Origin of the sequence: Rhizobium sp. WYCCWR 11152 (genome assembly GCF_013087615.1) — a bacterium.
Lineage (GTDB): Bacteria > Pseudomonadota > Alphaproteobacteria > Rhizobiales > Rhizobiaceae > Rhizobium > Rhizobium indicum.
On sequence record NZ_JABFCP010000009.1, the window covers coordinates 17,089 to 40,269 of the forward strand.

The 23,181-nt window shown below is 62.7% G+C and carries 22 protein-coding genes; 9 read left to right on the forward strand and 13 right to left on the reverse strand.

The genetic code is table 11. The annotated features are described in order from the left end of the window. Positions 1–4: 4 nt before the first annotated feature. The 5 genes from G9X67_RS15215 to G9X67_RS15235 all read right to left on the reverse strand — a co-directional run bounded on the left by G9X67_RS15215 (position 5) and on the right by G9X67_RS15235 (position 4,891). Positions 5–1,024, reverse strand: a complete 1,020-nt coding sequence (locus G9X67_RS15215) for a Gfo/Idh/MocA family oxidoreductase (RefSeq protein WP_094086672.1) — start codon at positions 1,022–1,024, stop codon at positions 5–7. Positions 1,025–1,053: 29 nt separating this feature from the next. Then, a complete protein-coding gene (locus G9X67_RS15220; RefSeq protein ID WP_138328940.1) occupies positions 1,054–1,848 on the reverse strand; it encodes a hydroxypyruvate isomerase family protein in 795 nt (264 codons plus the stop codon). A 77-nt stretch (positions 1,849–1,925) separates the two neighbouring features. Further along, positions 1,926–2,714, reverse strand: coding sequence for an ATP-binding cassette domain-containing protein (locus G9X67_RS15225; protein ID WP_029872562.1), 789 nt, complete (start codon positions 2,712–2,714; stop codon positions 1,926–1,928). Beyond that, positions 2,714–3,835, reverse strand: coding sequence for an ABC transporter permease (locus G9X67_RS15230; RefSeq protein ID WP_097620998.1), 1,122 nt, complete (start codon positions 3,833–3,835; stop codon positions 2,714–2,716). Before G9X67_RS15230 ends, G9X67_RS15225 begins: the two co-directional genes overlap by 1 nt. A gap of 105 nt (positions 3,836–3,940) precedes the next feature. Then, positions 3,941–4,891 (reverse strand): sugar ABC transporter substrate-binding protein, encoded by a 951-nt coding sequence (locus G9X67_RS15235; RefSeq protein WP_138328939.1) that lies wholly within the window; start codon positions 4,889–4,891, stop codon positions 3,941–3,943. Between the two features lie 183 nt (positions 4,892–5,074). Between G9X67_RS15235 and G9X67_RS15240 the strand changes: the two genes are divergently transcribed. The 3 genes from G9X67_RS15240 (at position 5,075) to G9X67_RS15250 (ending at position 8,008) form a co-directional block, all read left to right on the forward strand. Further along, complete coding sequence (locus tag G9X67_RS15240) at positions 5,075–6,070, forward strand: LacI family DNA-binding transcriptional regulator (RefSeq protein WP_138390705.1); 996 nt, start codon at positions 5,075–5,077, stop codon at positions 6,068–6,070. A gap of 75 nt (positions 6,071–6,145) precedes the next feature. Continuing rightward, complete coding sequence (iolE, locus tag G9X67_RS15245) at positions 6,146–7,057, forward strand: myo-inosose-2 dehydratase (protein ID WP_138328937.1); 912 nt, start codon at positions 6,146–6,148, stop codon at positions 7,055–7,057. A 66-nt stretch (positions 7,058–7,123) separates the two neighbouring features. Then, entirely contained in the window at positions 7,124–8,008 is an 885-nt protein-coding gene (locus G9X67_RS15250) for a hypothetical protein (protein WP_138328936.1), read from the forward strand. Positions 8,009–8,072: 64 nt separating this feature from the next. Here the strand turns inward: G9X67_RS15250 and G9X67_RS15255 are convergent, their stop codons facing one another. The 4 genes from G9X67_RS15255 to G9X67_RS15270 form a co-directional block, all read right to left on the reverse strand. Beyond that, positions 8,073–9,446, reverse strand: a complete 1,374-nt coding sequence (locus G9X67_RS15255) for a glutamate--cysteine ligase (protein WP_138328935.1) — start codon at positions 9,444–9,446, stop codon at positions 8,073–8,075. Between the two features lie 147 nt (positions 9,447–9,593). After that, positions 9,594–10,331 (reverse strand): 16S rRNA (uracil(1498)-N(3))-methyltransferase, encoded by a 738-nt coding sequence (locus tag G9X67_RS15260; RefSeq protein WP_138328934.1) that lies wholly within the window; start codon positions 10,329–10,331, stop codon positions 9,594–9,596. A gap of 18 nt (positions 10,332–10,349) precedes the next feature. After that, positions 10,350–11,849 carry an inorganic phosphate transporter gene (locus G9X67_RS15265; protein WP_138328933.1) on the reverse strand — a complete coding sequence of 500 codons (1,500 nt, stop codon included), beginning with the start codon at positions 11,847–11,849 and terminating at the stop codon, positions 10,350–10,352. A gap of 62 nt (positions 11,850–11,911) precedes the next feature. After that, positions 11,912–12,442, reverse strand: coding sequence for an NUDIX hydrolase (locus G9X67_RS15270; RefSeq protein ID WP_171599066.1), 531 nt, complete (start codon positions 12,440–12,442; stop codon positions 11,912–11,914). A gap of 231 nt (positions 12,443–12,673) precedes the next feature. Between G9X67_RS15270 and G9X67_RS15275 the strand changes: the two genes are divergently transcribed. Together G9X67_RS15275 and G9X67_RS15280 are read left to right on the forward strand one after the other, a co-directional pair. Further along, positions 12,674–13,582 carry a LysR substrate-binding domain-containing protein gene (locus G9X67_RS15275; RefSeq protein ID WP_171599067.1) on the forward strand — a complete coding sequence of 303 codons (909 nt, stop codon included), beginning with the start codon at positions 12,674–12,676 and terminating at the stop codon, positions 13,580–13,582. A 98-nt stretch (positions 13,583–13,680) separates the two neighbouring features. Beyond that, a complete protein-coding gene (locus G9X67_RS15280; protein WP_171599068.1) occupies positions 13,681–14,838 on the forward strand; it encodes an adenosylhomocysteinase in 1,158 nt (385 codons plus the stop codon). 7 nt (positions 14,839–14,845) lie between these two features. On the opposite strand, the gene G9X67_RS15285 is transcribed toward G9X67_RS15280, so the two are convergent. Continuing rightward, the gene (locus G9X67_RS15285) at positions 14,846–15,742 is read right to left on the reverse strand and encodes a LysR family transcriptional regulator (protein WP_025393312.1); all 897 of its coding nucleotides are present in this window, start codon (positions 15,740–15,742) and stop codon (positions 14,846–14,848) included. A 161-nt stretch (positions 15,743–15,903) separates the two neighbouring features. On the opposite strand from G9X67_RS15285, the gene G9X67_RS15290 reads away from it, so the two are divergent. The 4 genes from G9X67_RS15290 to G9X67_RS15305 all read left to right on the forward strand — a co-directional run bounded on the left by G9X67_RS15290 (position 15,904) and on the right by G9X67_RS15305 (position 20,578). Next, the gene (locus G9X67_RS15290; RefSeq protein WP_138328928.1) at positions 15,904–17,343 is read left to right on the forward strand and encodes an FAD-linked oxidase C-terminal domain-containing protein; all 1,440 of its coding nucleotides are present in this window, start codon (positions 15,904–15,906) and stop codon (positions 17,341–17,343) included. Further along, positions 17,340–18,539, forward strand: a complete 1,200-nt coding sequence (glcE, locus tag G9X67_RS15295) for a glycolate oxidase subunit GlcE (RefSeq protein WP_138328927.1) — start codon at positions 17,340–17,342, stop codon at positions 18,537–18,539. Before G9X67_RS15290 ends, glcE begins: the two co-directional genes overlap by 4 nt. A 245-nt stretch (positions 18,540–18,784) precedes the next feature. Beyond that, the gene (gene glcF / locus G9X67_RS15300; RefSeq protein WP_138328925.1) at positions 18,785–20,095 is read left to right on the forward strand and encodes a glycolate oxidase subunit GlcF; all 1,311 of its coding nucleotides are present in this window, start codon (positions 18,785–18,787) and stop codon (positions 20,093–20,095) included. Between the two features lie 42 nt (positions 20,096–20,137). Beyond that, positions 20,138–20,578, forward strand: coding sequence for a hypothetical protein (locus G9X67_RS15305; protein WP_138328924.1), 441 nt, complete (start codon positions 20,138–20,140; stop codon positions 20,576–20,578). 18 nt (positions 20,579–20,596) lie between these two features. Here G9X67_RS15305 and G9X67_RS15310 read toward each other — a convergent pair whose 3' ends face one another. The 3 genes from G9X67_RS15310 to G9X67_RS15320 all read right to left on the reverse strand — a co-directional run bounded on the left by G9X67_RS15310 (position 20,597) and on the right by G9X67_RS15320 (position 23,074). Beyond that, a complete protein-coding gene (locus G9X67_RS15310) occupies positions 20,597–21,271 on the reverse strand; it encodes an outer membrane beta-barrel protein (RefSeq protein WP_171599069.1) in 675 nt (224 codons plus the stop codon). Between the two features lie 120 nt (positions 21,272–21,391). Beyond that, positions 21,392–22,084: a L,D-transpeptidase gene (locus G9X67_RS15315; protein ID WP_064651506.1), complete on the reverse strand. Its 693-nt coding sequence runs from the start codon at positions 22,082–22,084 to the stop codon at positions 21,392–21,394. Between the two features lie 240 nt (positions 22,085–22,324). Further along, positions 22,325–23,074 carry a L,D-transpeptidase gene (locus G9X67_RS15320; protein WP_003545770.1) on the reverse strand — a complete coding sequence of 250 codons (750 nt, stop codon included), beginning with the start codon at positions 23,072–23,074 and terminating at the stop codon, positions 22,325–22,327. Between the last annotated feature and the right edge of the window lie 107 nt (positions 23,075–23,181).

The following is a 23,181-nucleotide window of genomic DNA, read 5'->3' on the forward strand; positions in this document are numbered from 1 at the left end:
GCCTTCAGTCCAGCGGGATTGCCTGCTTTTTCGAAACCGATGCGATGCAGGCAAGCGCGATTGCGAGTGCATTGCGAGCATCCGTACCCGTCGGCCCTTTGGGTAGTTCACGGTTACGAACGGCGCGAACGAAAGAGGCGAGCTGGGCCGTATAGCCGTGAACGAAGTGCTCGGTGTCGCGGCGCCATGTGTCGTTCGAGACGCCATTGCCGTCGAAGAGCGTCATGCTAGAGCGGCGCACGTCGCCCATCGTGACCATCCCGCCGGAGCCGAAGACTTCGCCGCGAATGTCGTAGCCGTAGAGGGCGGAGAAGTTTGCCTCGGCGACCGCGATCGAGCCATTGTCGAACCGGATGGTCACTACAGCCGTATCGAGGAAGCCTTTCTCCCGGGCATCCGGCCGGATGAGGGCGTCGGCCATTGCATGGACCTCGACGGGCTTTGCTCCGGGATTGAGCCAAAGCAGCGTGTCAAAGTCGTGAATGAGGGTTTCGTAGAAAATCGTCCAGAGCGGAATGCGATCGGGATCGGCGCCGAACGGGCCGGGATCGCGCGTCAGCGAGCGGATCAGCTGCGGCGCGCCGATCTTTCCCTCGTCGATCGCGGCACGGCCTTCGGCAAAGGCCTGATCCCAACGCCGGTTGAAACCGACCTGAAGGGGAACGTTGGCCGCGCGTGCCGCTGCAATAGCGCGATCGGCATCCTCCAGTGTCAGCGCCATCGGCTTTTCGCAGAAGATCGCCTTGCCGGCTTCGGCGGCCTGGACGAGGATATTGGTGTGGAAGCGGGCAGGTGTGGCGATGATCACGGCATCGAGCCCGGGATGGGAAAGAAGCTCCGCGACGCCGGTATAAGCGGTCTCGACGTCGAGCGTCTCGCCGAGCCTGGCGGCAGCGCCCGGTGCGGGATCGGCGATGGCGACGAGATTGGCGTTGACGAGGCGGCGGGACACGGTCTCCCCATGAAAGGAACCGATGCGGCCGGCGCCGATGAGGCCGAGATTGACGGGTTTGTTGGCTGGCATGGCAGCAATCCTGTGCGTATCGAGATGGATCAGAGGGTGAAGGCGGTGCGGAAGGCTTCAAGCGCGGCTTCGGGATCGCCCGCCGACCAGGCTTCCATGCCGACCGGGCCGGAATAGCCCATGGCGTTCAGCGCGCGGGCGATGCCGCGCCAGTTGATTTCGCCGGTCCCCGGCTCGCAGCGGCCCGGCACGTCGGCCACCTGGATTTCGCCGATCCAGGGCAGGCATTTGCGGCAAAGCTCGATCAGGTTCCCTTCGCCGATCTGGGCATGGTAGAGGTCGAGATTGAGGCGAAGCCGGGGGTGATCGACGCTCGAGACCAGCGCCAGCGTGTCTTCCGCGCGTCCGAAGGGCACGCCCGGATGATCGACCGGTAGATTGAGGTTTTCGAGCGTGAAGGTGACGTTTTCCTCTTCGGCCATGTCGACGATCCGGAGGAGCGTGTCGCGCGCTTTCAGCCACATCGCGCCGGTGACCACTTCGACCGGCTGGACGGGTAGGCCCCCATCTCCGAGGCCGGTGCCGTGCAGGTTCAGCCGCTGCACACCGAGCCGCTTGCCGATCTCAGCGGTTTGGCGCGCCGTCCTTAAAAGTTCGGCGGCGCCCTCGTCGTCGGTCAGGCGGCCGGTGAGATAGCCGTTCATGATCGTGAAGGTCGCGCCTGTTGCCTCCAGTTTGGCGAGGTCGTGCTCCGGCCAGTTCCAGAGACCGACGCCGAAGCCCATTTCCTTCAGCCTCGCGGCGCGCCATTCGATCGGCTTGTCGCGCCAGAGCATTTCGGCGCAGGCGGCAAGCGGGAAGGGGGAAGTCTTGGCAGCACTCATGGCAGGGTTTCCATATCAAGGGTCTGAGGTGGTGAGAGCGGCGCGAGCGCCGCATCGTAGTTCGGGGTGAAGGTCGGTCAGATCGTTCCGCCGAGTTCTTCCGACAGGGTCTGCAGCTCCTTGCCGCCGGCCATCAGGTTTTGAAGGTCCTCGATGCCGATCTCGCTCTTCGAATAGGTGCCGAGCGTGCGGCCGCGGTTGAGCGCGGTGAAGCGGTTGCCGACAGCATAGGCGTGGCGAACATTGTGGGTGATGAAGATCACGCCGAGGCCCTTGCCGCGGACCTGGTTGATGTATTTCAGTACCATCGATGTTTGCGCCACGCCGAGTGCCGATGTCGGTTCGTCGAGGATCAACACCTTGGCGCCGAAATAGACCGCGCGCGCGATCGCAACGCATTGGCGCTCTCCGCCGGAAAGCGTGCCGACGGCCTGCTCGGGATCGCGCACATCGATGCCGATCCTGTGCATCTCGTCGCGCGTCACGTTGTTTGCGTGTTCCATGTCCATGCGCTTGAAGGGGCCGAAGCCTTTGAGCGGTTCGCGTCCCATGAAAAAGTTCCGGGTCACCGACATCAGCGGGATCATCGCGAGATCCTGATACACGGTGGCGATACCGGCATCGAGCGCGTCGCGCGGACCGGCAAAGGCGCGCGGCTGCCCTTCGACCAGGAATTCTCCCGATGTCGGCTTGAAGACGCCGGCGAGCGTATTGATCAGCGTCGACTTGCCGGCGCCGTTATCGCCGAGAAGGCAGAGCACTTCGTTGGCATTGACGGTGAGCGACACGCCGTTCAGCGCAATGATGGAGCCGAAGTGTTTGACGAGGTTCTTCACCTCGACGAGGGGCGTCTGAGACATGCTCATCAGCGTTCTCCCGTGACGCGTTTGCGAATGACATTGTTGAAGATCACCGCGATCAGCAGCATGCCGCCGAGGAAGACGAGGTACCAATCCTGGTCGATCGAGGTGTAGGTCAGGCCGATCAGCACCATGCCGAAGACGATCGAACCGAAGAATGCGCCGATGGCCGAGCCATAGCCGCCTGTCAGCAGGCATCCGCCGATGACGGCGGCGATGATGGCCTCGAACTCCTTCTGGAAGCCACGGCGCGCATCCGTCGAGCCTGCGTCGAGCACGGTCAGGATGGCGACCAGCGTGGCGCAAAGGGCGGTGATCACGAAAAGCGTGGTCTTGACGCGGGCAACCGGAACGCCCGATTTTCTGGCGGCGCGCGGATCGCCGCCGGCTGCGAAGATCCAGTTTCCGAAGCGGGTTCTGAGCAGGACCCAGGTGGCAAGAACGGCGATGCCGAAGAACCACAGGATCTCGACCGGAATTCCCGGCACTTTCGGCGTGCCGTTCGGGAAGGTCTCGATGATCCCGTGCCCGGCGAGCCATGAGAACAGGCCGATAAAGGCGTCGCCCGAGAAGAATGGCGCGAGCGGACTGCCGGCTGCGGCTTCCTTCATGCCGCGCAGCTGGGTGGCGCCGCCGCTTGCCCATTTCAGGCCGACGAGCGTCAGGCCGCGCAGGATGAACAGGAAGGCGAGCGTGACGATGAAGGAGGGAAGGCCGGTCCGCATGGTGATCTGGGCGTTGGTCACGCCGATCACGGCGGCGAAGGCCAGCGCAACGAGGATCGCCACGCTGAGCGGCAGGTGCAGAACGACGAGGGCGGTGCCGAAGACCAATCCGGCAAAGGCCACCATCGAGCCGATCGACAGATCGAATTCGCCGCCGATCATCAACAATGCCGCGCCGATCGCCAGAATGCCGAGCTGCGCGGCCGGCGCCATGAAATTGATCACGCCGGCCAGCGTGAACATGGCGGGATTGGCGGTGAAGAAAAAGAAGATGGTGACGAGCACCAGACCGGCGACGGCGCCGAGTTCCGGCCGCCGCAGCAGCGCGGTCAAACCCGAAACCTTTTTCAGCCGCTCATCGGATCGGGTGGCAGCCCCATTCTGTTCATTGGCGAGCGTCATGGTTCATTCCTCAAGGATTGGTCGTTGCCGTGCGTGCGCCTTCACGCGTGGAGGCGCGGCGTTGGAGGCAGCCTCCGCCCAGGCGGAAGCTGCCGCGGCTCCGCCTCAGCGGATGCCCTGGGAGGATTTCTCGATGACCGATGCGGCCGCATCCTTCTCGACGAAGCTCGGGCCGGAGGCGACGTTGCCTGCCGGGATCGTGCCATATCGAGCGTTGAGCGCCAGGAAGGTCACGGGGAGATAGCCCTGGAGGTATGGCTGCTGGTCCACCGCGAACAACGCCTTGCCGTCGGCGACAGCCTGCAGGAAGCCGGCGGACAGATCGTAGGATGCGACCTTGACCTTGTCGCCAGCGCCCATCTTCTCGACGACGGCGACCGCACGCTCGCCGACGAGCGGAGCCGACAGGCCGAGAACGACATCGATGGACGGATCGGAGGTCAGAGCCGCCTGGATCTTCGCTTCAATTTCGGCCGGATCGGCCGTGGTCGGCAAAACGGTGACCGTGCCGCCTTCAAAGCCCTTCTCGGTGCCGGCGCAACGCTGATCGAGCGCCGCGTTGCCAACTTCCTGGTTGACGCAGAGGACGTGCTTCAGGCCGAGAGATTTGAGCTTGGCGCCGACCTTGACGCCTGCCGGCAGTTCGTCCTGGCCGACATGCAGCTTGATGCCGAGTTTTTCGGCAGCGGAAATGCCGGAGTTCATCGAGATGACCGGGATGCCGGCGGCAACGGCCTTTTCGATCGCCGAACCGAGCGCATCGGGATCGGGGTTCGAGATGACGATGCCGGCAGGGCTCTGGTTGACGGCGGCTTCTATCAGCTGCGCCATCGCCACCATGTCGAAGGTTTCGGGAGCGCGATAGTCGACCTTGACGTTGCTGTCCTTGGCCGCCTGCATCATGCCGTTCTTGACGATCGACCAGAACGGATCGGACGCCTGGCCGTGGGTGACGGCGATGATCGTCGGCTCCTGGGCCTTGGCTCCGACAGCCGCCGTGGTCGCAACGCCAAGGGCGAGGGCGCCGAATGCGAGCTTCTTCAAAATAGATGTCATGTCTTCCTCCTCTAGGCCATCCACTCCTCAGGATGGCAAAAACGAATGCTACCGGGTGCAAACGTGCTTGCTACCGGGTGCAAACGGGTGCATCTTATTCACGGATGCGCTAAAATCAAGCATTCATTTCATCTGAATCATAAAATGGAATGTTTGTTTCATTTTTTTTGCGGGGAGGCATCATTGCGAAAAAGAGCGACGGCCAAAGAGGTCGCGGATGCGGCAGGCGTCTCGAAGTGGACGGTCATCCGGGCATTTACGCCGGGCGCCTCGATCACCGAGGAAAGCAAGCGTAGGGTTCTCGAGGCGGCGGCCGTGCTCAACTACACGCCCAACCTGCTCGCCCGTAGTCTCGCGACCAATCTGACGCATCAGGTCGCGGTCTTCGTCGACGACTTCGCCAATCCCCAGAAGCTGCCGTTCCTGGAAACCCTGACCGAACGTTTGCAGGCGGAAGGCCTGGTCGCGGTGCTGATCAATATCAACAATCACTTCGATCACGTCCATGCGCTGCTGAACGCCGATCAGCGTCAGGTCGACGCCGTCATCCTCTTCGGCACCGCCTTTCGCAACGAAACGCTGAGCGACCGGCAATTGGGCAGGGGCATGCCGCCGATGTTCGTCCTGGCTCGTGACAGCCAGATCGACGGCGTGCCGGCCGTCGTCTGCGACGCCGAACTGGCGCTGCGCGACATTGTCGACCACCTCTATGAAAGGGGATACCGGCGTCCCGGTTTCATGACCGGTGCGCCGGCGCTATCGACGGCGCTGCGGCGCCGGCAGCATTTCATCGATTTCTGGAAGGGGAAGGGGGTGGACGAGATCGTCATTCTGTCCGCCGACAGATACAGCGCCGAAGCTGGGGCAGGATCCGTCCGTCACTATCTGAACGACATCGACCCGGCCGCAAGGGTCGACGTCCTCATGTGCGAAAATGATATCCTCGCCCTCGGAGCGATGGACGAGATCCGCGGCAATTTCGGACTGCGGATACCTGATGACATCGCCGTCGTCGGCTTCGACAATTACGAACTCGGCGGCGCCTCCTGCTACGGCCTGACGACCTATGAGCAGCCGAGGATCGAGATGGTGCAGGCGGTCATCGGCATGATCAAGGGCCGGCTGGAGCCGGAAACCGTAACCCTTCCCGGCAAGCTGGTCGTGCGAACATCCACATAGGCCATTTCCACATGGGGCGCTCCTTTTCGCGGCCACCAAGCGGCACTCTCAAGACATATCTCGGAGGAAATATCGATGACTGGACATATCACTGCCTTGCCCGTTGGCGTGCGTCTGGCGGTCAGTCCGCTGTCATGGGCCAACGACGTTCTGGAAGACCTCGGCGCCGACATATCGCTAGAAACCTGCCTCCGGGACGCTGCCGAGAGCGGCTATGAGGGGATCGAGCTCGGGCGGAAATTCCCGCGCGAGGCAGGAGTGCTCCGCTCGCTGCTGGACAGCCATCGGCTTGCTCTCGCATCCGGATGGCATTCCGGCGAGTTGGCCGAGCGCAGTGTCGACGACGAGATGAAGGCCGTTGCCGGGCACGCCGCGCTGCTGCGAGCGATGGATTGCAAGGTGATGGTCTATGGCGAAGTCGCGATGATGACGCCTGGATCGCCGCTGGATGCACCGATGTCGCAGCGGTTGCGCATGCCGGCGGCCGAAGTGGCGGGATATGCCGGGCGCCTGACCGATTTCGCCGGACGCCTGGCGACGGAATATGGTCTGACGCTTGCCTACCACCATCACCTGATGATGGTCGCCGAAACGTTCGACGAGATATCGGCAATCTTTGACAAGACAGGCTCGGAGGCGGGACTGCTTCTCGATACCGGCCATGCCGTCGCCGGCGGCTTCGACTATGCCAGGCTGATCGATCGGTTCGGCGATCGCATCGTGCACATTCATCTGAAAGACATTCGAGGTCCTGTTATCGACGAGGTGCGTGCGGGTGACATGAGCTTCAATGCCGGCGTGCGCGGGGGCATGTTCACCGTCCCCGGCGACGGCATCATCGATTTCAAGCGGCTTGCCCGTTTCGTCAGGGACAGCGGCTATCGCGGATGGCTGGTCGTCGAAGCCGAGCAGGACCCCGCCGTCGCTGAACCACGCCCCGCCGTCGAGCGGGCATTTAAGCATGTGCAGGCAAATTTCCGGAGCTGAGCCGATTTCTTCGCGGCATGATATCCTCGCCGGAAACCGATCCCTGCGCGCCGGCGTTCTCCTTCCATGGCCGAAACGAAATCCCCCGCTGATCACAACGAGGCGCCGCCGAGTGAAGACGGTGTGAAGCCGGGCGCCGACATTTCCTTCTCCTATGACAGGATGACTGTCGAGCAATTCCGAAGACGTTTCCCCCGTGCCCGCTGGAGTGATGCCCGCAAGGCCTGGTTCGTTCCCGGGCGGACGGCGTCCCGCCGCATCGGGCGATGGCTTGCCGAGATGGAGGCTGAAGCCGACGCCCATGCGGATGCGAAGGGCCGCGACGCCTTCGCCTTCGATCCCATCGACAGTTCTTACCTTGAACTCGGCAAGGCAGGCTTTCGAATTCGCACGCCGTATTCGAAGACCGTCGTCGACGAATTGCGCGAAGTGCCATTCTCGCGATGGGACGGCGATCTCAAGATATGGCACGTTCCCTTCCGGTCCTATGAGGAACTCAGACGCCGGTGGCAGGAGATCGAGGCGGCGGCGCGCAGAAACGAGCCAGAGGAGAGACGGCGTCGAGCCGAGGAGCGGAAGGGGACCGAACAGGATATACGCAGCAAGCTCCGCTCTGCGGAACGGAAGCGTCATCGCTACCCGCTTCAGAGCGACGACTTGCCGCCGATAGGCCGCCCTGTGGTCACCGCCTACGGAATCGTCGTCTTTACCGAGATCACCGGCGAACTGGTCGACCCGAACGTCGTTACGGACTTCTATGCCGGCGTGACCGAGGATCATGTCTGGGGATATTGGCGGGTCCCCACATTGGAAGAACTCGTCCGCACCTGGCCTGCGAAGATGCCACCAGTTCAAGACGCCGAGTGGTGGCTGCCGACGATCGAGGAACTGAGGCCCGCTCGTCGCACGGCCAGATTGCGCGAAGCCAGGAAGCGCGCGAAGGCGCCGTGACCACAGCTTGCCACTGCATATTCCTTGAATCGGTTCCGATTTAGGGAATTATTCAGGGCTCAGTTCAGTACTGATAGTCCTCGAACACCGGTTCCACGGAGCCCCGCCAGCGGCCGTGATAGAGCGACAGCAGATCCTCGGCGAGTGTCGCCTTCTTGGCGAGCACCTCTTCGAGAGGCGCCAGGAAGATGCTCTCGTCCTGGCCTTCGCGGTTGAGCCTGCCCCGCGCCTTGAGGCCGGCCCTTGATATGCCGATCACCTCGCGCGCCATGTCGAAGAGCGGATGTCCGCGGAATTGCGCCTTCAACCCTTCGGCGGGAACGGCGTTGCGCAGCGCACCGATCTCGGCAAAGCTCCAATCCTTCGTCAACTCGTCGGCGGCGTCGAGTGCCGCATCGTCGTAAAGCAGGCCGACCCAGAAGGCCGGCAAGGCACAGATGCGGCGCCATGGGCCGCCGTCGGCGCCGCGCATTTCGAGGAAACGCTTTAGCCGCACGTCGGGGAAAAGTGTCGAAAGATGGTTTGTCCAGTCACCCATCGTCGGCGCCGGATCGGCGACCTCGCCCTTCAATGCGCCGTTCATGAACTGGCGGAAGGTGACATGGGTGCAGTCGTGATAGCGGCCGTCGCGGACGATGAAATACATCGGCGCGTCGAGCGCCCATTCGGCATAGTCACGGAAGCCGAAATCGTCGCGGAAGGTGAAATCGAGCAGGCCGGCGCGCCGGTTGTCGACATCGCGCCAAATATCGCCGCGCCAGGAGAGCAGCCCGTTCGGCTTGCCTTCGGTGAAGGGCGAGGATGCAAATAGAGCGGTCGCCAGCGATTGCAGCTTCATCGAGACGCGCATTTTCTTGCGCATGTCGGCTTCCGAGGAGAAATCGAGATTCACCTGGATCGTGCAGGTGCGGTACATCATGTCGAGACCCTGGGTGCCGACCTTCGGCATATAGCGGGTCATGATCTCGTAGCGTGATTTCGGCATCTGCGGGGTTTCCGCATAGGTCCATTTCGGACTGCCGCCGATGCCGAGGAAGCGGATGCCCATCGGTTCGGCGATTTCGCGCAGCGTCGCCAGATGCTGGTTCGATTCCCGACAGGTCTCATGGATCGTCTCCAGCGGTGCGCCGGAAAGTTCGAACTGGCCGCCAGGCTCGATCGAGATCGCGCCCATGCCGTTCTGCTCGGCAAGCCCGATGATGTTGCCGCCGTCGGTGATCGGCTCCCAGCCGCTTTTTTTCTGCAGGCCGGTCAAGAGGGCCGAAATGCTGGCATCGCCGAAATAGGGAACCGGGCTGTTGTCGGCGCGAAAGAAGGCGAATTTCTCGTGTTCGGTGCCGATCCGGAAGCGCTCCCGCGGCTTGTTGCCCGCCGCGATATAATCGGTCAGATCCTGGACCGAAGAGAGCGGTGTCTGGTCGGTAGTGTCGCGGGCCATGCGGGATACCTGTATTCAAAAAGGCGCCCAGGGGGCCGGGCAATTGGAAGGGTGATTTGGACCCAAGCCACCCATGTTGCAAGTGAAATTCTTTCAATGACGCATCAAAAAAATAACAGTGATTTCCATGTCAACCCGTTTTCGATCTTAGTTCCAGTCGCCGATCGCGGCCTGGACCACTGCCAATGCCGCAACGGCTGCCGTATCGGCCCGCAGGATGCGCGGTCCGAGCGGAATGGCGGTGACGAAATCGAGGCTTCGAAGCCGCGCGCGTTCCTCTTCCGAAAAGCCGCCTTCCGGCCCGACGAGCAAAGCGAGATGTCTTTCCCTGATCGCCGAGAGCACCGGCAGCGGGTTTTGCCCGGCATCGCCCTCGTCGCAATAGATGATGCGGCGCTCGCTCGGCCAGCGGTCGAGCAGGTCGAGAAGCCTCACCGGCTCGGCCACATCGGGAATGCCGAGGATGCCGCATTGCTCCGCCGCCTCGACGACATTGGCGCGCAGCTTGTCGAGATTGGTGATCTTGCCCTGGACGTGCTGGGTCATGACCGGCTGCAGCAGGCCGGCTCCCATTTCGACCGCCTTCTGCACGAGATAGTCCAAGCGGCCGACCTTGAGCGGCGCAAAGAGGTAGTGCAGGTCGCAAGGCAGCGGCTGCGGCCGCGTCTCTTCGGTTGCCGTCAAAAGGATGCGTTTGCGCGTGGGGAAGGTAAGGGTCGCCTTCCACTCGCCGTCGCGGCCGTTGAAGAGCAGGATCTCCGCACCGTCCTCCATCCTCAGCACATTGCCGAGATAGTTGAACTGATCGGCATTCGCCTCTACGACGGCGCCGCTGGAAAGCGGCGCGTCGACGAAAAGCCGTTGCATACGGAAATTGGCGCGCATTTAAAAAAACTCGGGATCTCAGACGAAGAGCGCGAACATAACCCAATAAATCATTGCCGCAAGCGCTGCCGAAACCGGCACGGTGACGATCCAGGCGGCGATGATCGTCATGAAATGCGAACGGCGCACGAGATAGCGCCGCCGGGTCTCGTGGATATTCGGCTCTTCCGGCTCGTCAATGTCCCAGCTTTCGGCCTTGCGTCTGATATAGGCGATGCGGGCCTTCGAATGGCGCGTGTACCATTCGCGGAAGAAGCCGACGCCGAAAACGGCGCCGACGGCGATATGCGTGGTGCTGACCGGCAGGCCGAGCCAGGAGGCGACGATGACGGTGAAGGCGGTCGACAGCGCGACGCAATAGGCCCGCATCGGATTGAGCTTGGTGATCTCCTCGCCGACGAGCCGGATGAGGCGCGGCCCGAAGAGCAGCAGGCCGACGGAGATGCCGAAGGCGCCGATCAGCATCACCCAGAGCGGCGGATGCCCGACGCCACCGTCTCCGCCGATGCCGACCGAATGGACGATCGCCGAAAGCGGCCCGACCGCGTTCGAAACGTCGTTGGCGCCATGCGCGAAGGACAGCAGCGCTGCGGAGCCGATCAGCGGCAGCTTAAACAGCACCCGCAGCGAGCTGTTGCGGTTTTCGAGATCCCGCGCTTGGGCGAGAATGAGCGGCCGGGCGGCAAGCCAGCTCACCAGCCCGATGCCGATCCCGATGAGGATGATGGTGAAAGACTGAAACCTGCCCGTGGGCGACAGCTGCAGCACCATATAGGCCATGAAGCCGCCGGCCATCACCGCGACCAGCACCGGCACCCAGCGCTGTGCGGCCGCGATTTTGTCGTCGCGATAGATGATCAGGGTCTTGACGAGATAAAGCAGCCCGGCCGCGATCAGCCCGCCGATCAGCGGCGAGGTGATCCAGCTCGAGGTGATCTCCAGCATCACCCGCCAGTTCACCGGCTCCGGCCCGACGGCTGAGATGCCGGCGCCGATCACCGCCCCGACGATCGCATGGGTGGTGGACACCGGCGCGTTCATCCAGGTTGCGAGGTTGATCCAGAGGGCCGCCGCCATCAGGGCCGCCATCATGATCCAGCCGAGCAGCGCCGGCGGTACCTGGACGGCGTCGACAATGTTTGCGGAAATCGTCTTGACGACCTCGCCGCCGCCGATCGTGGCGCCAAGAACTTCGAAAATCGCGGCGATGATGAGTGCCTGGCCCATCGTCATGGCGCGCGCGCCCACGGCGGCGCCGACATTGTTGGTCACGTCATTGGCGCCGATGTTCATCGCCATGTAGCCGGCAAGGGCCGCCGCCGCGATGACGAGCATCGCTCCCGGCCGGTCGAATACGTAGACGCCGGCAAAGAGCATGGCCAGACCGACGAAGATCAGCCCGAGACCAGGCGTCACCAGCCGCCGCAAAACATGCTTCGCCGCGTCCTCGGCATGGGTGATCTTGTCGAGGTCCTTGTCGAGCGTGCGTTTCGTGAGGACTGCGGGACGTGGCGGCATTCTTTTTCCTGAGGATGAATCTGCTTCTACGCTGCTTTCCTAGCAGCGCAAGATGGCAGGATTCATTCTGCCGGAATTTGTTTCACTTCTGGAATTTGTTTTGCAGCCTTGGCCGAAAGCCTGTCGGCCATCCTTTGTTTGAAGGCGAGGAAAAGGTGGCGGAGTTCCGGTTCGCGCACGCGCCCGGCCGCCTCGTCGAACGAGACCCATTCGATGCGGCGCTCGCCCTTTTCCTTGAAGTTTTTCGCCATGTCGGTGACTTCGAGTGCATAGACCTGCACCTTGCAGATCACCTGCACGCCGTCGCGCAGCACCTTCGAATAAGTGTAGGCGCCGAGCGTCTCCGTTTCGACGACGCCGCGGACGCCGGCTTCCTCGAAGGCTTCCTGCATCGCGACCTCATGGGCGCATTTGCACGTCATCGGCCAGCCCTTGGGAATGACCCAGCGGCCGGTATCGCGGCTGGTCATCAACAGTACCTCGACCTCGCCGCTCTTCTTCTTTACCCGATAGCAGAGCGCACCATATTGCTGTCGCGGCGGACGCCGGAACATCAGTTGCACATCGGAAGCCAGTCGGGCGAGAAGAGTCAATGGTCGGGTCACCTTCGCAGTCGTCGTTAGGAATCACTCATATACGTATATCACGGAAAGCTTACTCAATCCAAAATAGGCGTGACGATCGAAACGCGATTTGATCGCCGTTCATAGGGAAATCGAGGTGGGACAGGTTCGGAAAATCCGCCACATCCTGTCTCGAATGCGTCACATTGCACAGCTGTACAATATGGCGTGATCTTGCCTTTCGTTCAATGGCGAGATCTAGTGATCCACTATGATTTTGTGAATGTCGTCTCCATGCGTCTTCCACCGCTCAATGCCATCCGCGCCTTCGAGGCCGTCTGCCGTCACGGCAGCATTCTGAAGGCTGCCGAAGAGCTGAATGTGGTGCGCGGCGCCGTGCGCCAGCAGATCGACACGCTGGAGAATCACTTCGGTCGCAAGCTCTTTACGCGTGACGGCCGCAGGCTGGTCCCGACCTTGCAGGCCAGCGTTTTTGCAGCCGCCGCGAGTGCGGCTTTCGACATTCTACAGCGCGCCGCTTCGGAACTCGAAGGTGTGGTGCCAGGCCGCATCCGCCTTGGCGTGCCCTCCGCCTTCGCGGTCTGGTGGCTGATGCCGCGCGTCGGGGACATGCAGGCGAGCCTCGGTCATACCGTCGACATCGTGCCGATGACCGTGGTCGAACCGCTGCAGATGCATCCCGAATTGGACGCTGTGATCATGGGTGGCGAATACCGGCCGGCCGCGGGCATCACCGCCCTGCGGTTCATGGAGGACGAATTCGGCCCGGTCGCGACGCCTTCGCTTGCCGCGACACTATCGAGCGGCCCGGCGGCAATGGGCGGGCTGACGATGCTTGTCAGCCGCAGCGTTCCGAAGCTCTGGGACGAGTGGTTTGCCGAAAGCGGCACGCCGCCGGTCGTCTTTTCCCGTGCCCAAGAATTCGAGGATCTGCTGCTATCGCTGGGGGCGGCCCGCTCCGGGCTTGGCATCGCGCTTGCGCCACGCGCTTCGATCGAGGACGATCTTCAGCGCGGGCATCTGGTCGCGCCCTACGGTTTCATCTCCCGGCCATCGGGCTATAGCCTCTGCTGCCGCACGCCGGATGCGAAACGGCCGGCCTTTGCCGCCTTATCCGGCTGGCTGCTTCGTTGCGGGACACCGGCCTGAAAGGGCAGCTTTTCTGCCCCTTCGCCAGAATTACTTCCATATTCGCCGCCCTGTTGCTCGGCTAAAAATAGCACCAACACGCAAATAGGAAAGAGATGATGGAAAAGAGCGCAACCCGCATCGACTGGATCGGCAACAGCTGCCGGCTGCTTAAGGCGACGGCCGCCGAATTCGAGCGGACGCGTCCTTTCGAGGGCCTGTCGATCGGCACCGGCATTCATCTGGAGCCGAAGACGGTAGCGCTGCTGATGACGCTTCGCGCCGGCGGCGCCCGTCTCGTCTGCACCGGCAATCTCAACAGCACCCAGCCTTCGACGGTCGAATTCCTGCGTTCGGAAGGCATCACGGTTTTTGCCTCGCAGACGACCGATCCCGCCGCGCATCATCAGAGCCTCGAAGCAGTGATCGCCGAACAGCCCGATTTGCTGCTCGACAATGGCGGCGATCTTTTCGCCATCGCGGCGGAAAAAACCTACGCCAATCTCCGCGGCGGCACCGAGGAAACCACCTCCGGCCGCACCCGGCTGCTGCCGCTGCGCGAGCGCCTGAACATGCCGATCCTCGTCATCAACGACAGCCCGATCAAGCAGTTCGCCGAAAACAGGCATGCCGTCGGCCAGAGCCTGTTCGAAAGCTACCTGCGCTTCACCAACCGCTCCACCAACGGCAAACGCGTGACGGTGTTCGGCTACGGCGCCTGCGGCAAAGGCACGGCCGCCTGTTTCTGCAATGCCTTTTCCAATGTCAGCGTCGTCGATACCGATCCGGTGACGACACTCGAAGCCCATCTCGACGGCTTCGTCACGCCGCTGCGCGATGCGGCGATCCGCTCGGCAGATATCATCATCACCGTCACGGGTTTTACCGGTATCGTCACGGCGGCCGACCTGCCACTCGTCAAGGATGGCGCGATCCTGATGAATGGTGGTCATTTCCCGCATGAGATCGATGTCGAGGCTTTCCGCCGCCATCCCGATATCGTTGGCATCGACCGCTATGAGGCCGATCACATCGAGACCTTCCATCTCGGCGACGGCCGCTCCTTCCATGTGCTGGGTGGCGGCCACATGGCCAACCTCGCCGGCCCGCGGCCGCTCGGCAATACCGTCGAATCGATGGATCTCGGCTTCACCCTTCAGGCCCGCTGCCTGGAACGCATCGCCAGGGGCGAAGCCGGTCCCCAATCCTGCCTCGTGTCTGTGCCCGCCGATATCGATGCGATGGTGGCGAACGCCTATCTCGATCTGGCGCGCTGAAGCGGCGTCAACGCTCCCAATAGGGGACAGGCCCATAAAGTTCCGCCAGATAGTCGATGAACAGCCGCACCTTGGCCGGCAGGAACTGCCGGCTGGGATAGACGGCCGACAGCGCGACATTGTGCGAGCTCTCATAGGCCGGCAGCACCTGCACCAGCCGGCCACTCTTGAGCTCTTCGCCGATATCCCAGGTGGAGCGCAGCGCGATCCCGAGGCCGGCGATCACAGCCTCGCGGATCACCTCGCTGGAATTGGTAATCAGCAAGCCTTCCGGCCTGAGACTCAGCGCCCCGTCCGGCCCCTTCAGCCGCCAGGTGTCGTTATTGTGGGCCGGCAGGCAGCGATGGTGTTTCAGCTCGTCGATGTGCTTCGGTTCGCCATGCGCTGCAAGATAGTCCGGCGAAGCGCAGAGCAGCCGGCGCACCGGCGCCAGCCTTCGGGCAACGAGGCTCGAATCGGTGAGTTCGGCGATGCGGATCGCCAGATCGAAACCGCCGCCGACGATGTCGCTGAATTCGTCGGTCAGCACCAGGTTGATCGCAAGCTCTGGATGCGCCTCCATGAAATCCTTCAGATGCGGTGCTATATGCATGCGCCCGAAGGAGGTCGGGGCCGAGATCTTCAGCGTGCCGTGCATCTGCGCTGAGCGGCCGGAAATATAGAATTCCGCCTCTTCGAGCCCGGCGAGAATGCCGAGAACGCGATCGTAGAAACCCTGTCCGGCCTCCGTCAGCGAGATCTGTCGCGTCGTCCGCTGCAGAAGCCGGGTGCCGAGCCGGTCCTCCAACCGCTTGATCCGTTTGGAGACGACGGCCGGCGAAAAGCCGAGCGCCCGCCCGGCGAGCGACATGCTTCCCGTTGAAACGACCTTGGCAAAGATTTCGAGATCACCCAGATTGGTCATATGGTTTTGTGACTTTTTCCCCTTTTGGCATAAGTGCTTAGCATTTGCGCCACTTTCGGGAAAGTGCTAAGCCGGTCTATCGGCGGCAGGGAGGTTCGCGGCCGGTTTCCGTTATCATCTTCCCGCTGTCATTCCCCGTCGTCAGGGCCAGGGAGAACGCCATGTCCGACGCCATTTCGTTTCTCGAGCCGCGCGCTGACGTGCTGGCGCGCCGAGCCCAGATCGTTGCCGATCTGACCGATCTTCTGCCGCCGGAATGCCTGGTGCATGAGGCGCGCGAGCTGGTGCCGTTCGAGACCGACGCCTTCGTGTCCTACCGCCGCCTGCCGCTCGCCGTCGCCCTGCCGCGCACCACGGCTGAGGTTTCCGCCGTCATGCGCTATTGCAACCGCTACGGCATTCCCGTCGTGCCGCGCGGTGCCGGCACTTCGCTCTCCGGCGGCGCCATTCCGCAGGAGGATGCCGTCGTGCTTGGCCTGTCGAAGATGAACAGCATCCTCGAAATCGATCTGCCGAACCGCGTCGCCGTGGTCCAGGCCGGCGTCACCAATCTTAATATTTCCGAATCCGTCTCCGCGGACGGCTTTTTCTATGCGCCCGATCCGAGCTCGCAGCTCGCCTGTACCATCGGCGGCAATATCGGCATGAATTCCGGCGGCGCCCACTGCCTGAAATACGGCGTCACCACCAATAATCTGCTCGGCGTCAGGATGGTGCTGGTCGACGGCACCGTGATCGAGCTTGGCGGCAAGGCGCTGGATGCGGCAGGCTACGACCTACTCGGCCTCGTCTGCGGCCACGAAGGCCAGCTTGGCATCGTCACCGAGGCGACGGTGCGGTTGATCGCCAAGCCGGAAGGCGCGCGCCCGGTGCTCTTCGGCTTCGAGAGTTCGGAGGAGGCGGGCGCCTGCGTTGCCGATGTCATTGCCGCCGGCATCATCCCGGTTGCGATCGAATTCATGGACAAGCCGGCGATCGAGATCTGCGAGGCCTTCGCCCATGCCGGATACCCGCTCGATGTCGGCGCACTGCTGATCGTCGAGGTCGAGGGGTCGGAAGCGGAAATGGACGCCGCGCTGAAGGACATCGTCGAGATCGCCCGCCGGCACGCTGTGAAGACCGTGCGCGAATGCCAGTCGGCGACCGAGGCGGCATTGATCTGGAAGGGTCGCAAATCCGCCTTCGGCGCCACCGGCCGCATAGCCGACTATATCTGCATGGACGGCACCGTGCCGCTCAGCCAGCTCTCCCACGTGCTGAAGCGGACCGCCGAGATCGTCGATCATTACGGCCTGCGCGTCGCCAACGTCTTCCATGCCGGCGATGGCAATATGCACCCGCTGATCCTTTTCAACGCCAATGATCCCGATGATGCCGCCCGCGCCGAAGCGGCCGGCAACGATATTCTGAGGCTCTGCGTCGATGCCGGCGGCTGCCTGACCGGCGAACATGGTGTCGGCATCGAGAAGCGCGACCTGATGCGGCACCAATATTCCGAGGCCGATCTCACCCAGCAGATGGCGGCGCGCGCTGCCTTCGATCCCGGCTGGCTCCTCAACCCGTCGAAGGTCTTCCCGCTCGAAGGGCGCCCCGCCGCATGATCGATCTGATGCCGAAGACCGAGGAAGAGGCAGCAGTGATCGTCCGCGCCCATGCGGAAAGCGGCCAGCCGCTCGCGATCTGCGGCGGCGATAGCCGCTCGGGCTTCGGCAATGCGGTTGCCGCCGAGGACCGGCTGCGCTCGACCGAAATCTCCGGCATCGTCGCCTATAATTCCGGCGAAATGGTCATGACCGTCCGATCGGGCACGCCGCTGGCCGAAGTCGAGGCGGCACTTTCGGAGAACGGCCAGATGCTCGCCTTCGAGCCGATGGATCATCGCCCTGTGATGGGCACATCCGGCGAGCCGACCATCGGCGGCGTCTTTGCCGCCAATGTCTCCGGTCCGCGCCGGCTGATCGCGGGTGCCGCCCGCGACAGCCTGCTTGGCGTGCGCTTCGTCAACGGCAAGGGTGAGATCATCAAGGCCGGCGGCCGGGTGATGAAGAATGTCACCGGCCTCGATCTCGTCAAGTTGATTGCCGGCTCGCACGGCACGCTGGGCTTCCTCACCGAAGTCACCTTCCGTGTGCCGCCGCGCCCGAAGACGGAGCGGACGGTGGTGCTATCGGGTCTCAACGACGCCGAGGCGGCAAATGCCATGGCGGCGGCGATGGCCCTGCCGGTGGAAGTCTCGGGCGCCGCCCACCTGCCGCTGACGGTGACGTGGAAATTCCTCGCCGGCAAATTGCCCGAGGGCGAGGCGACCGTTCTGCGCATCGAAGGCCTGCCGAGCTCGGTCGACGTGCGCATCGAAAAGCTTGCGGCGGCCATGTCGGCCTTCGCCAGGGTCACGCGGCTGGAACAGCCGGAAAGCCAGAAGCTCTGGCAGGAAATCCGCGACGTGCTGCCCTATGCCGACGGCAGCGTGCGGCCGATCTGGCGCGTCTCGGTCGCCCCCGGCACCGGCCATCAGCTGGTCGCAGCACTCCGCCTCGAGGCCGCCGTCGACGCCTTCTACGACTGGCAGGGCGGCCTCGTCTGGATGCGCATGGAGGCCGGCCCCGAAGCGGAACTGGTCCGTCGCTACATCAAGGCGCTCGGCGGCGGCCACGCGACGCTGATTCGTGCATCGGGTGAGGCGAGGGCGGTTACACCCGCCTTCCATCCGGAGCCCGAGGCGGTGGCGACGTTGTCTCGGCGAGTGAAGGAAAAATTCGATCCGGCCGGTATATTCAATCCGGGCAAGATGGGGTGAGAAACAAGATGGGTCTGCGTCTGAGATACCCCCCTCTGTCCTGCCGGACATCTCCCCCACAAGGCGGGAGATTGGCTGGGGGCTACGACTTCCCCAAACAATTCAGGCACTGCGACCCCGACACGGCAGATAGGAAGCGATGGTCCAACCTCTTGCCGATCTCCCCCCTTGTGGGGGAGATGTCCGGCAGGACAGAGGGGGGTATTTCGAGCAGAACCTCCAATATCCCTTGGGAATTCCGCTAGATGCAAACCAACTTCACACCCACCCAGCTCCTCGATCCAGATGTCGCCGAATCCGAGCAGATTCTGCGCAAATGCGTCCATTGCGGCTTCTGCACCGCCACCTGTCCCACCTATGTGACGCTCGGCAACGAGCTCGACAGTCCGCGCGGCCGCATCTACCTGATCAAGGACATGCTGGAAAACGGCCGGCCCGCCGATGCCGAGGTCGTCACCCATATCGACCGTTGTCTCTCTTGCCTTGCCTGCGTCACCACCTGTCCCTCCGGCGTCGATTACATGCATCTGGTCGATCACGCCCGCGCCCATATCGAAAAGACTTACAAGCGCCCGTTCATGAACCGGCTGACGCGCGCCATTCTTGCCGCCGTGTTGCCTTATCCCGGCCGTTTCCGTCTGGCGCTCAAACTCGCCCGTCTCGGCAGGCCCTTCGCCGGCCTGATGCGGGGGGGCGCGCTGAAACCCTTCGCCGCCATGCTGGCGCTTGCGCCGCGCCGCATCCCCGCCGCTTCGGACTTCGCAAAACCCGGCAGCTATCAGCCCGAAACGGAACGGCGCGGCCGGGTGGCGATCCTTTCCGGCTGCGCCCAGCCGGTGCTCGATCCCGGCATCAACGCAGCGGCGATCCGGCTGCTGACGCGGCTCGGCGTCGAGGTCGTGGTGCCGGAAGGAGAGGTCTGCTGCGGCTCGCTGGTCCATCACATGGGCCGCGCCGAACAAGCGCTCGAAAGCGCCCGTGCGAATGTCGATATCTGGACACGCGAGATCGACGGGCGGGGCCTCGACGCGATCATCATCACCGCCTCGGGCTGCGGCACGACGATCAAGGATTACGGCCACATGCTGCGCCTCGATCCCGCCTATGCTGCAAAGGCGGCCAGGGTCTCGGCGCTCGCCAAGGACGTCACCGAATATCTCGCAACCCTTGACCTGCCGGCGCACAAGCCGAAGGGCGTCACGGTCGCCTATCATTCCGCTTGTTCCATGCAGCACGGCCAGCGGATCACGCTTGCGCCGAAGCAATTGCTGAAAGCGGCGGGCTTTACGGTGCGCGATCCGGCCGAAGGCCATCTTTGCTGCGGCTCTGCCGGCACCTACAACATCATGCAGCCGGAGATCTCGGCTGCGCTGAAGGCGCGCAAGGTCAAGAACATCGAGGCCACCAAGGCCGATGTCATCGCTACCGGCAATATAGGCTGCATCACCCAGATCGCCACCGGCACCGGCATGCCGATCCTGCATACGGTCGAACTGCTCGATTGGGCCTACGGCGGCGCTGTGCCGGAAAAATTAACAGGTTTGCCGTTAGGCTGAAGCTTGCGAAGGCCCGTCGGGCCGGTCTCGGGAGTTTAGACGATGTGGCGGGGAATGATTGTGCTTGCGGGACTGCTCGGTGCGGCAGGCACCGCCCATGCAAATAGCCGTTATTTCTGTTCCGCCGATGACAAGGAAGCACGCTTCACGCTCGAAAGCGGTTTCGAAAGCGCTGCCGGCCACAAGCTCAATCATTTCCGCGGCGCGTTGATCGTCAAGGATGAGGCCCAATCGGCAGTATTCGGAAAGCGTGTTTTCGAATCGCAGCACCTGACCAATCACTGGTCGCGCGACGGCGAACTGCTTATGGAGGTCTTTGACGGCGGCGGTGATGATACCGAGGGAGCAACGCTGGATCTGGTGGTCATTGCCGGCGAGCGCGGCAAGCCGGCGGCAAATTTCAGCGGCAGCTATTCCCTGACGATCGAAGGCGGTGAAAAACCCTATGCCGTCGAGGGCAAGGTCAGCTGCGGCACCAAATAGCACCGCAGCTGAAATTTGTTACCAGTGGAACGATACGCCGACGTTGACGGCATTCGTGAAGATGTTGGTCTTCAGGTCCACGCCGCTGTCGATCGGAACGTCGATGCGCGAATAGGTTCCCTTGTATTCGACGAAGGTCGACCAGCGCTCGGTTACCTTGAAGTCGACGCCGGCCTGGGCCTGCAGCGTCACGCCGCCGAATTCATAGGCCCAGGTCTTGCCCTCAGGGCGAATCACTTCGACATGCGGAATGTTCACGCCGATACCGGCGCCGAGATAGGGCGTCCAGCGGCGGGTCGGATCCTGGAAGCGATAGAGACCGTTCACCGTGATCAGGTTCAGGCCGTCGGTGAATTCGAAATGCGACCAGCCGGCCTTGGCGAGCGTATCGTCGTCCGCATAGACCTTGTCATGGGTATAATCGAGCGAGATACCCCAGTTCGGCTTGTTGAAGTTCTCGAGCCACCAGGTGACGCGGGCACCGTAATAAGGCGGGCTGCCGAAGGACTTGCCTTCCCAGCCGGCGGTGAAACTCGCTCCGTCGGAAAGATCGACGCCGCTGTGCGGTGCGGTCTGGTAGCCGCCGTAGATGGAGAATTGCAGGTCTTCCGCCGAGGCGGAAACTGCTGAACAGATGGTAAAAAACGCGATGCCCGCAAGCAGGGAAGCTGAGGAACGCAGCGCAGATGTCATTGAATAGCCCCGAAATAAATATGTCGACTCTTAGGCACGTGTGCCAGCTTTTCGCCGCAAAGTCTAAGCAAAACAAAAGGCGCGTCAAACTGCGCCTTTCGTTTTTTTGGTAAGTGTTGCTCAGCCGCCAAACATGGTGCGCAGCACGTCGATACCCCTGTCCTCGAACGCCACCTTGCCCTGCCTGTTGCCGGGGCCGATGACGATCACCTTGGTGCCGACAGGCGCGCGATCGTAGAGATGGGTCACATCCTGGTTCATCATCCGGATGCAGCCGGAAGACATGTTGAGGCCGATCGTCCAGGGCTGATTGGTGCCGTGGATGCGGAAGATCGTGTCGCGGCCGCCCTGGTAGAGATACATGGCGCGGGCGCCGAGCGGATTGTCCTCGCCGCCTTCCTGGAAAGCAGGAATAATATGTCCTTTGGCGGCTTCGCGGCGGCGCATCTCGGCCGGCGGCGTCCAGCTCGGCCATTCGGCCTTGCGGCCGATCTTGACGACCCCCGACCAGCCGAAGCCGTCGCGACCGACGCCGATGCCGTAGCGGGTGGCGCGATTGTTGCCTTCGACGAGGTAGAGATATTTGTTGTTGGTATCGATGATGACGGTGCCGGTGGCTTCCGTCGTTACCAGGCGCACTTTCTTGCGCTTGAACTGCGGCTTCACATATTTCGGCATCTGCGCGACGCGCACGATCTGCGCCGGGCGCCGTGCATTGTCGGACGCGGAGCCGGCGGGTGCAGCAAAGGCGGATGTGGACATCAAGGATAGGACAAGTCCGGCAGCAGCCAGACCCGGCATTAGTTTGATCATGATCGATTCCCCTCAAGCAAATCCGCTCGAAGCTACATGAACTTCTGCCCGATTCAAGATCGGTGTGGCCGGATAAAGCATTTTTGGAGAAGGGGAGCCGGATGTTCTTGCGGCCCCCACTGCATAATTTATCCTCAAATCGGAATCGACTTAAGGAGAAATTATGCAGCAATTTAAAGGATTACAGCGCCCTTTGCGCATCAGAACAAGACACGCGGCGCTGTAAGTATTGCGCCGCCGTTACATGACGATGACGCGGGTCCCGACATTGACGCGGTCGTAGAGGTCGACGACGTCTTCGTTGCGCAGGCGGATGCAGCCGGAGGAAACGGCGCTGCCGATCGACCAGGGGGCGTTGGTGCCGTGGATGCGGTAAAGTGTCGAGCCGAGATACATGGCGCGGGCGCCGAGCGGGTTTTCCGCCCCGCCATCCATGCGCGCCGGCAGGTAATGGCCCTTGGCGGCTTCGCGGCTGATCATCTCGGAAGGCGGTGTCCAATCCGGCCATTCGGTCTTGCGGGTGATCTTGTGGGCGCCTGCCCATTCGAACCCCGGCTTGCCGACGCCGACGCCGTAGCGCCGCGCCTTGCCGCCTTGCATCACCAGATAGAGGAAGCGGTTGTTGGTATCGATGACGATCGTGCCGGGCTTTTCCGTGGTGTCGTAATCGACCATCTGCGGCAGGTATTGCGGTTCGATCGGACGACGGATCGACGGGATGCCGGGATTGATCGCCGAAACGGTCTGCGGTGAAACCTGCGGCGCCCGACGGATGATCCGGCGCTGGAAAAGGCCGCGCTGCTGCGGCTGGATGACCGGCCGCTGATAGACGACGGGACGAACCCTGCCGCCGCCCAGCTGGTTGATCCAGGGCGCGGTCAGATCGGGGCTGAGCACGACGGGCGGGCGGGTGGCGTAGCGGTCGTCTGCAAGGGCGGCCGTGGAGAAGATGCCGAAGAGGGCTGCGGCAAGAACAAGCTGTTTCATCATCGGACGAACTCTCTACAAATGACCGAAAATGCGCTGGCGGACATGTTCCGCCCGGGAATGACGCTGCCACCCGATCCGCCAGCGAATGGTAAAGATCGATTCATGAA

Coding starts and splice junctions, on each gene's coding strand:
- G9X67_RS15230 (WP_097620998.1), bottom strand. CDS start 3,835: ATGACGCTCGCCAATGAACAGAATGGGGCTGCCACCCGATCCGATGAG.
- G9X67_RS15250 (WP_138328936.1), top strand. CDS start 7,124: ATGGCCGAAACGAAATCCCCCGCTGATCACAACGAGGCGCCGCCGAGT.
- G9X67_RS15260 (WP_138328934.1), bottom strand. CDS start 10,331: ATGCGCGCCAATTTCCGTATGCAACGGCTTTTCGTCGACGCGCCGCTT.
- G9X67_RS15290 (WP_138328928.1), top strand. CDS start 15,904: ATGTCCGACGCCATTTCGTTTCTCGAGCCGCGCGCTGACGTGCTGGCG.
- G9X67_RS15280 (WP_171599068.1), top strand. CDS start 13,681: ATGGAAAAGAGCGCAACCCGCATCGACTGGATCGGCAACAGCTGCCGG.
- glcF (WP_138328925.1), top strand. CDS start 18,785: ATGCAAACCAACTTCACACCCACCCAGCTCCTCGATCCAGATGTCGCC.
- G9X67_RS15225 (WP_029872562.1), bottom strand. CDS start 2,714: ATGAGCATGTCTCAGACGCCCCTCGTCGAGGTGAAGAACCTCGTCAAA.
- iolE (WP_138328937.1), top strand. CDS start 6,146: ATGACTGGACATATCACTGCCTTGCCCGTTGGCGTGCGTCTGGCGGTC.
- G9X67_RS15215 (WP_094086672.1), bottom strand. CDS start 1,024: ATGCCAGCCAACAAACCCGTCAATCTCGGCCTCATCGGCGCCGGCCGC.
- G9X67_RS15305 (WP_138328924.1), top strand. CDS start 20,138: ATGTGGCGGGGAATGATTGTGCTTGCGGGACTGCTCGGTGCGGCAGGC.
- G9X67_RS15310 (WP_171599069.1), bottom strand. CDS start 21,271: ATGACATCTGCGCTGCGTTCCTCAGCTTCCCTGCTTGCGGGCATCGCG.
- G9X67_RS15315 (WP_064651506.1), bottom strand. CDS start 22,084: ATGATCAAACTAATGCCGGGTCTGGCTGCTGCCGGACTTGTCCTATCC.
- glcE (WP_138328927.1), top strand. CDS start 17,340: ATGATCGATCTGATGCCGAAGACCGAGGAAGAGGCAGCAGTGATCGTC.
- G9X67_RS15220 (WP_138328940.1), bottom strand. CDS start 1,848: ATGAGTGCTGCCAAGACTTCCCCCTTCCCGCTTGCCGCCTGCGCCGAA.
- G9X67_RS15320 (WP_003545770.1), bottom strand. CDS start 23,074: ATGATGAAACAGCTTGTTCTTGCCGCAGCCCTCTTCGGCATCTTCTCC.
- G9X67_RS15265 (WP_138328933.1), bottom strand. CDS start 11,849: ATGCCGCCACGTCCCGCAGTCCTCACGAAACGCACGCTCGACAAGGAC.
- G9X67_RS15235 (WP_138328939.1), bottom strand. CDS start 4,891: ATGACATCTATTTTGAAGAAGCTCGCATTCGGCGCCCTCGCCCTTGGC.
- G9X67_RS15255 (WP_138328935.1), bottom strand. CDS start 9,446: ATGGCCCGCGACACTACCGACCAGACACCGCTCTCTTCGGTCCAGGAT.
- G9X67_RS15285 (WP_025393312.1), bottom strand. CDS start 15,742: ATGACCAATCTGGGTGATCTCGAAATCTTTGCCAAGGTCGTTTCAACG.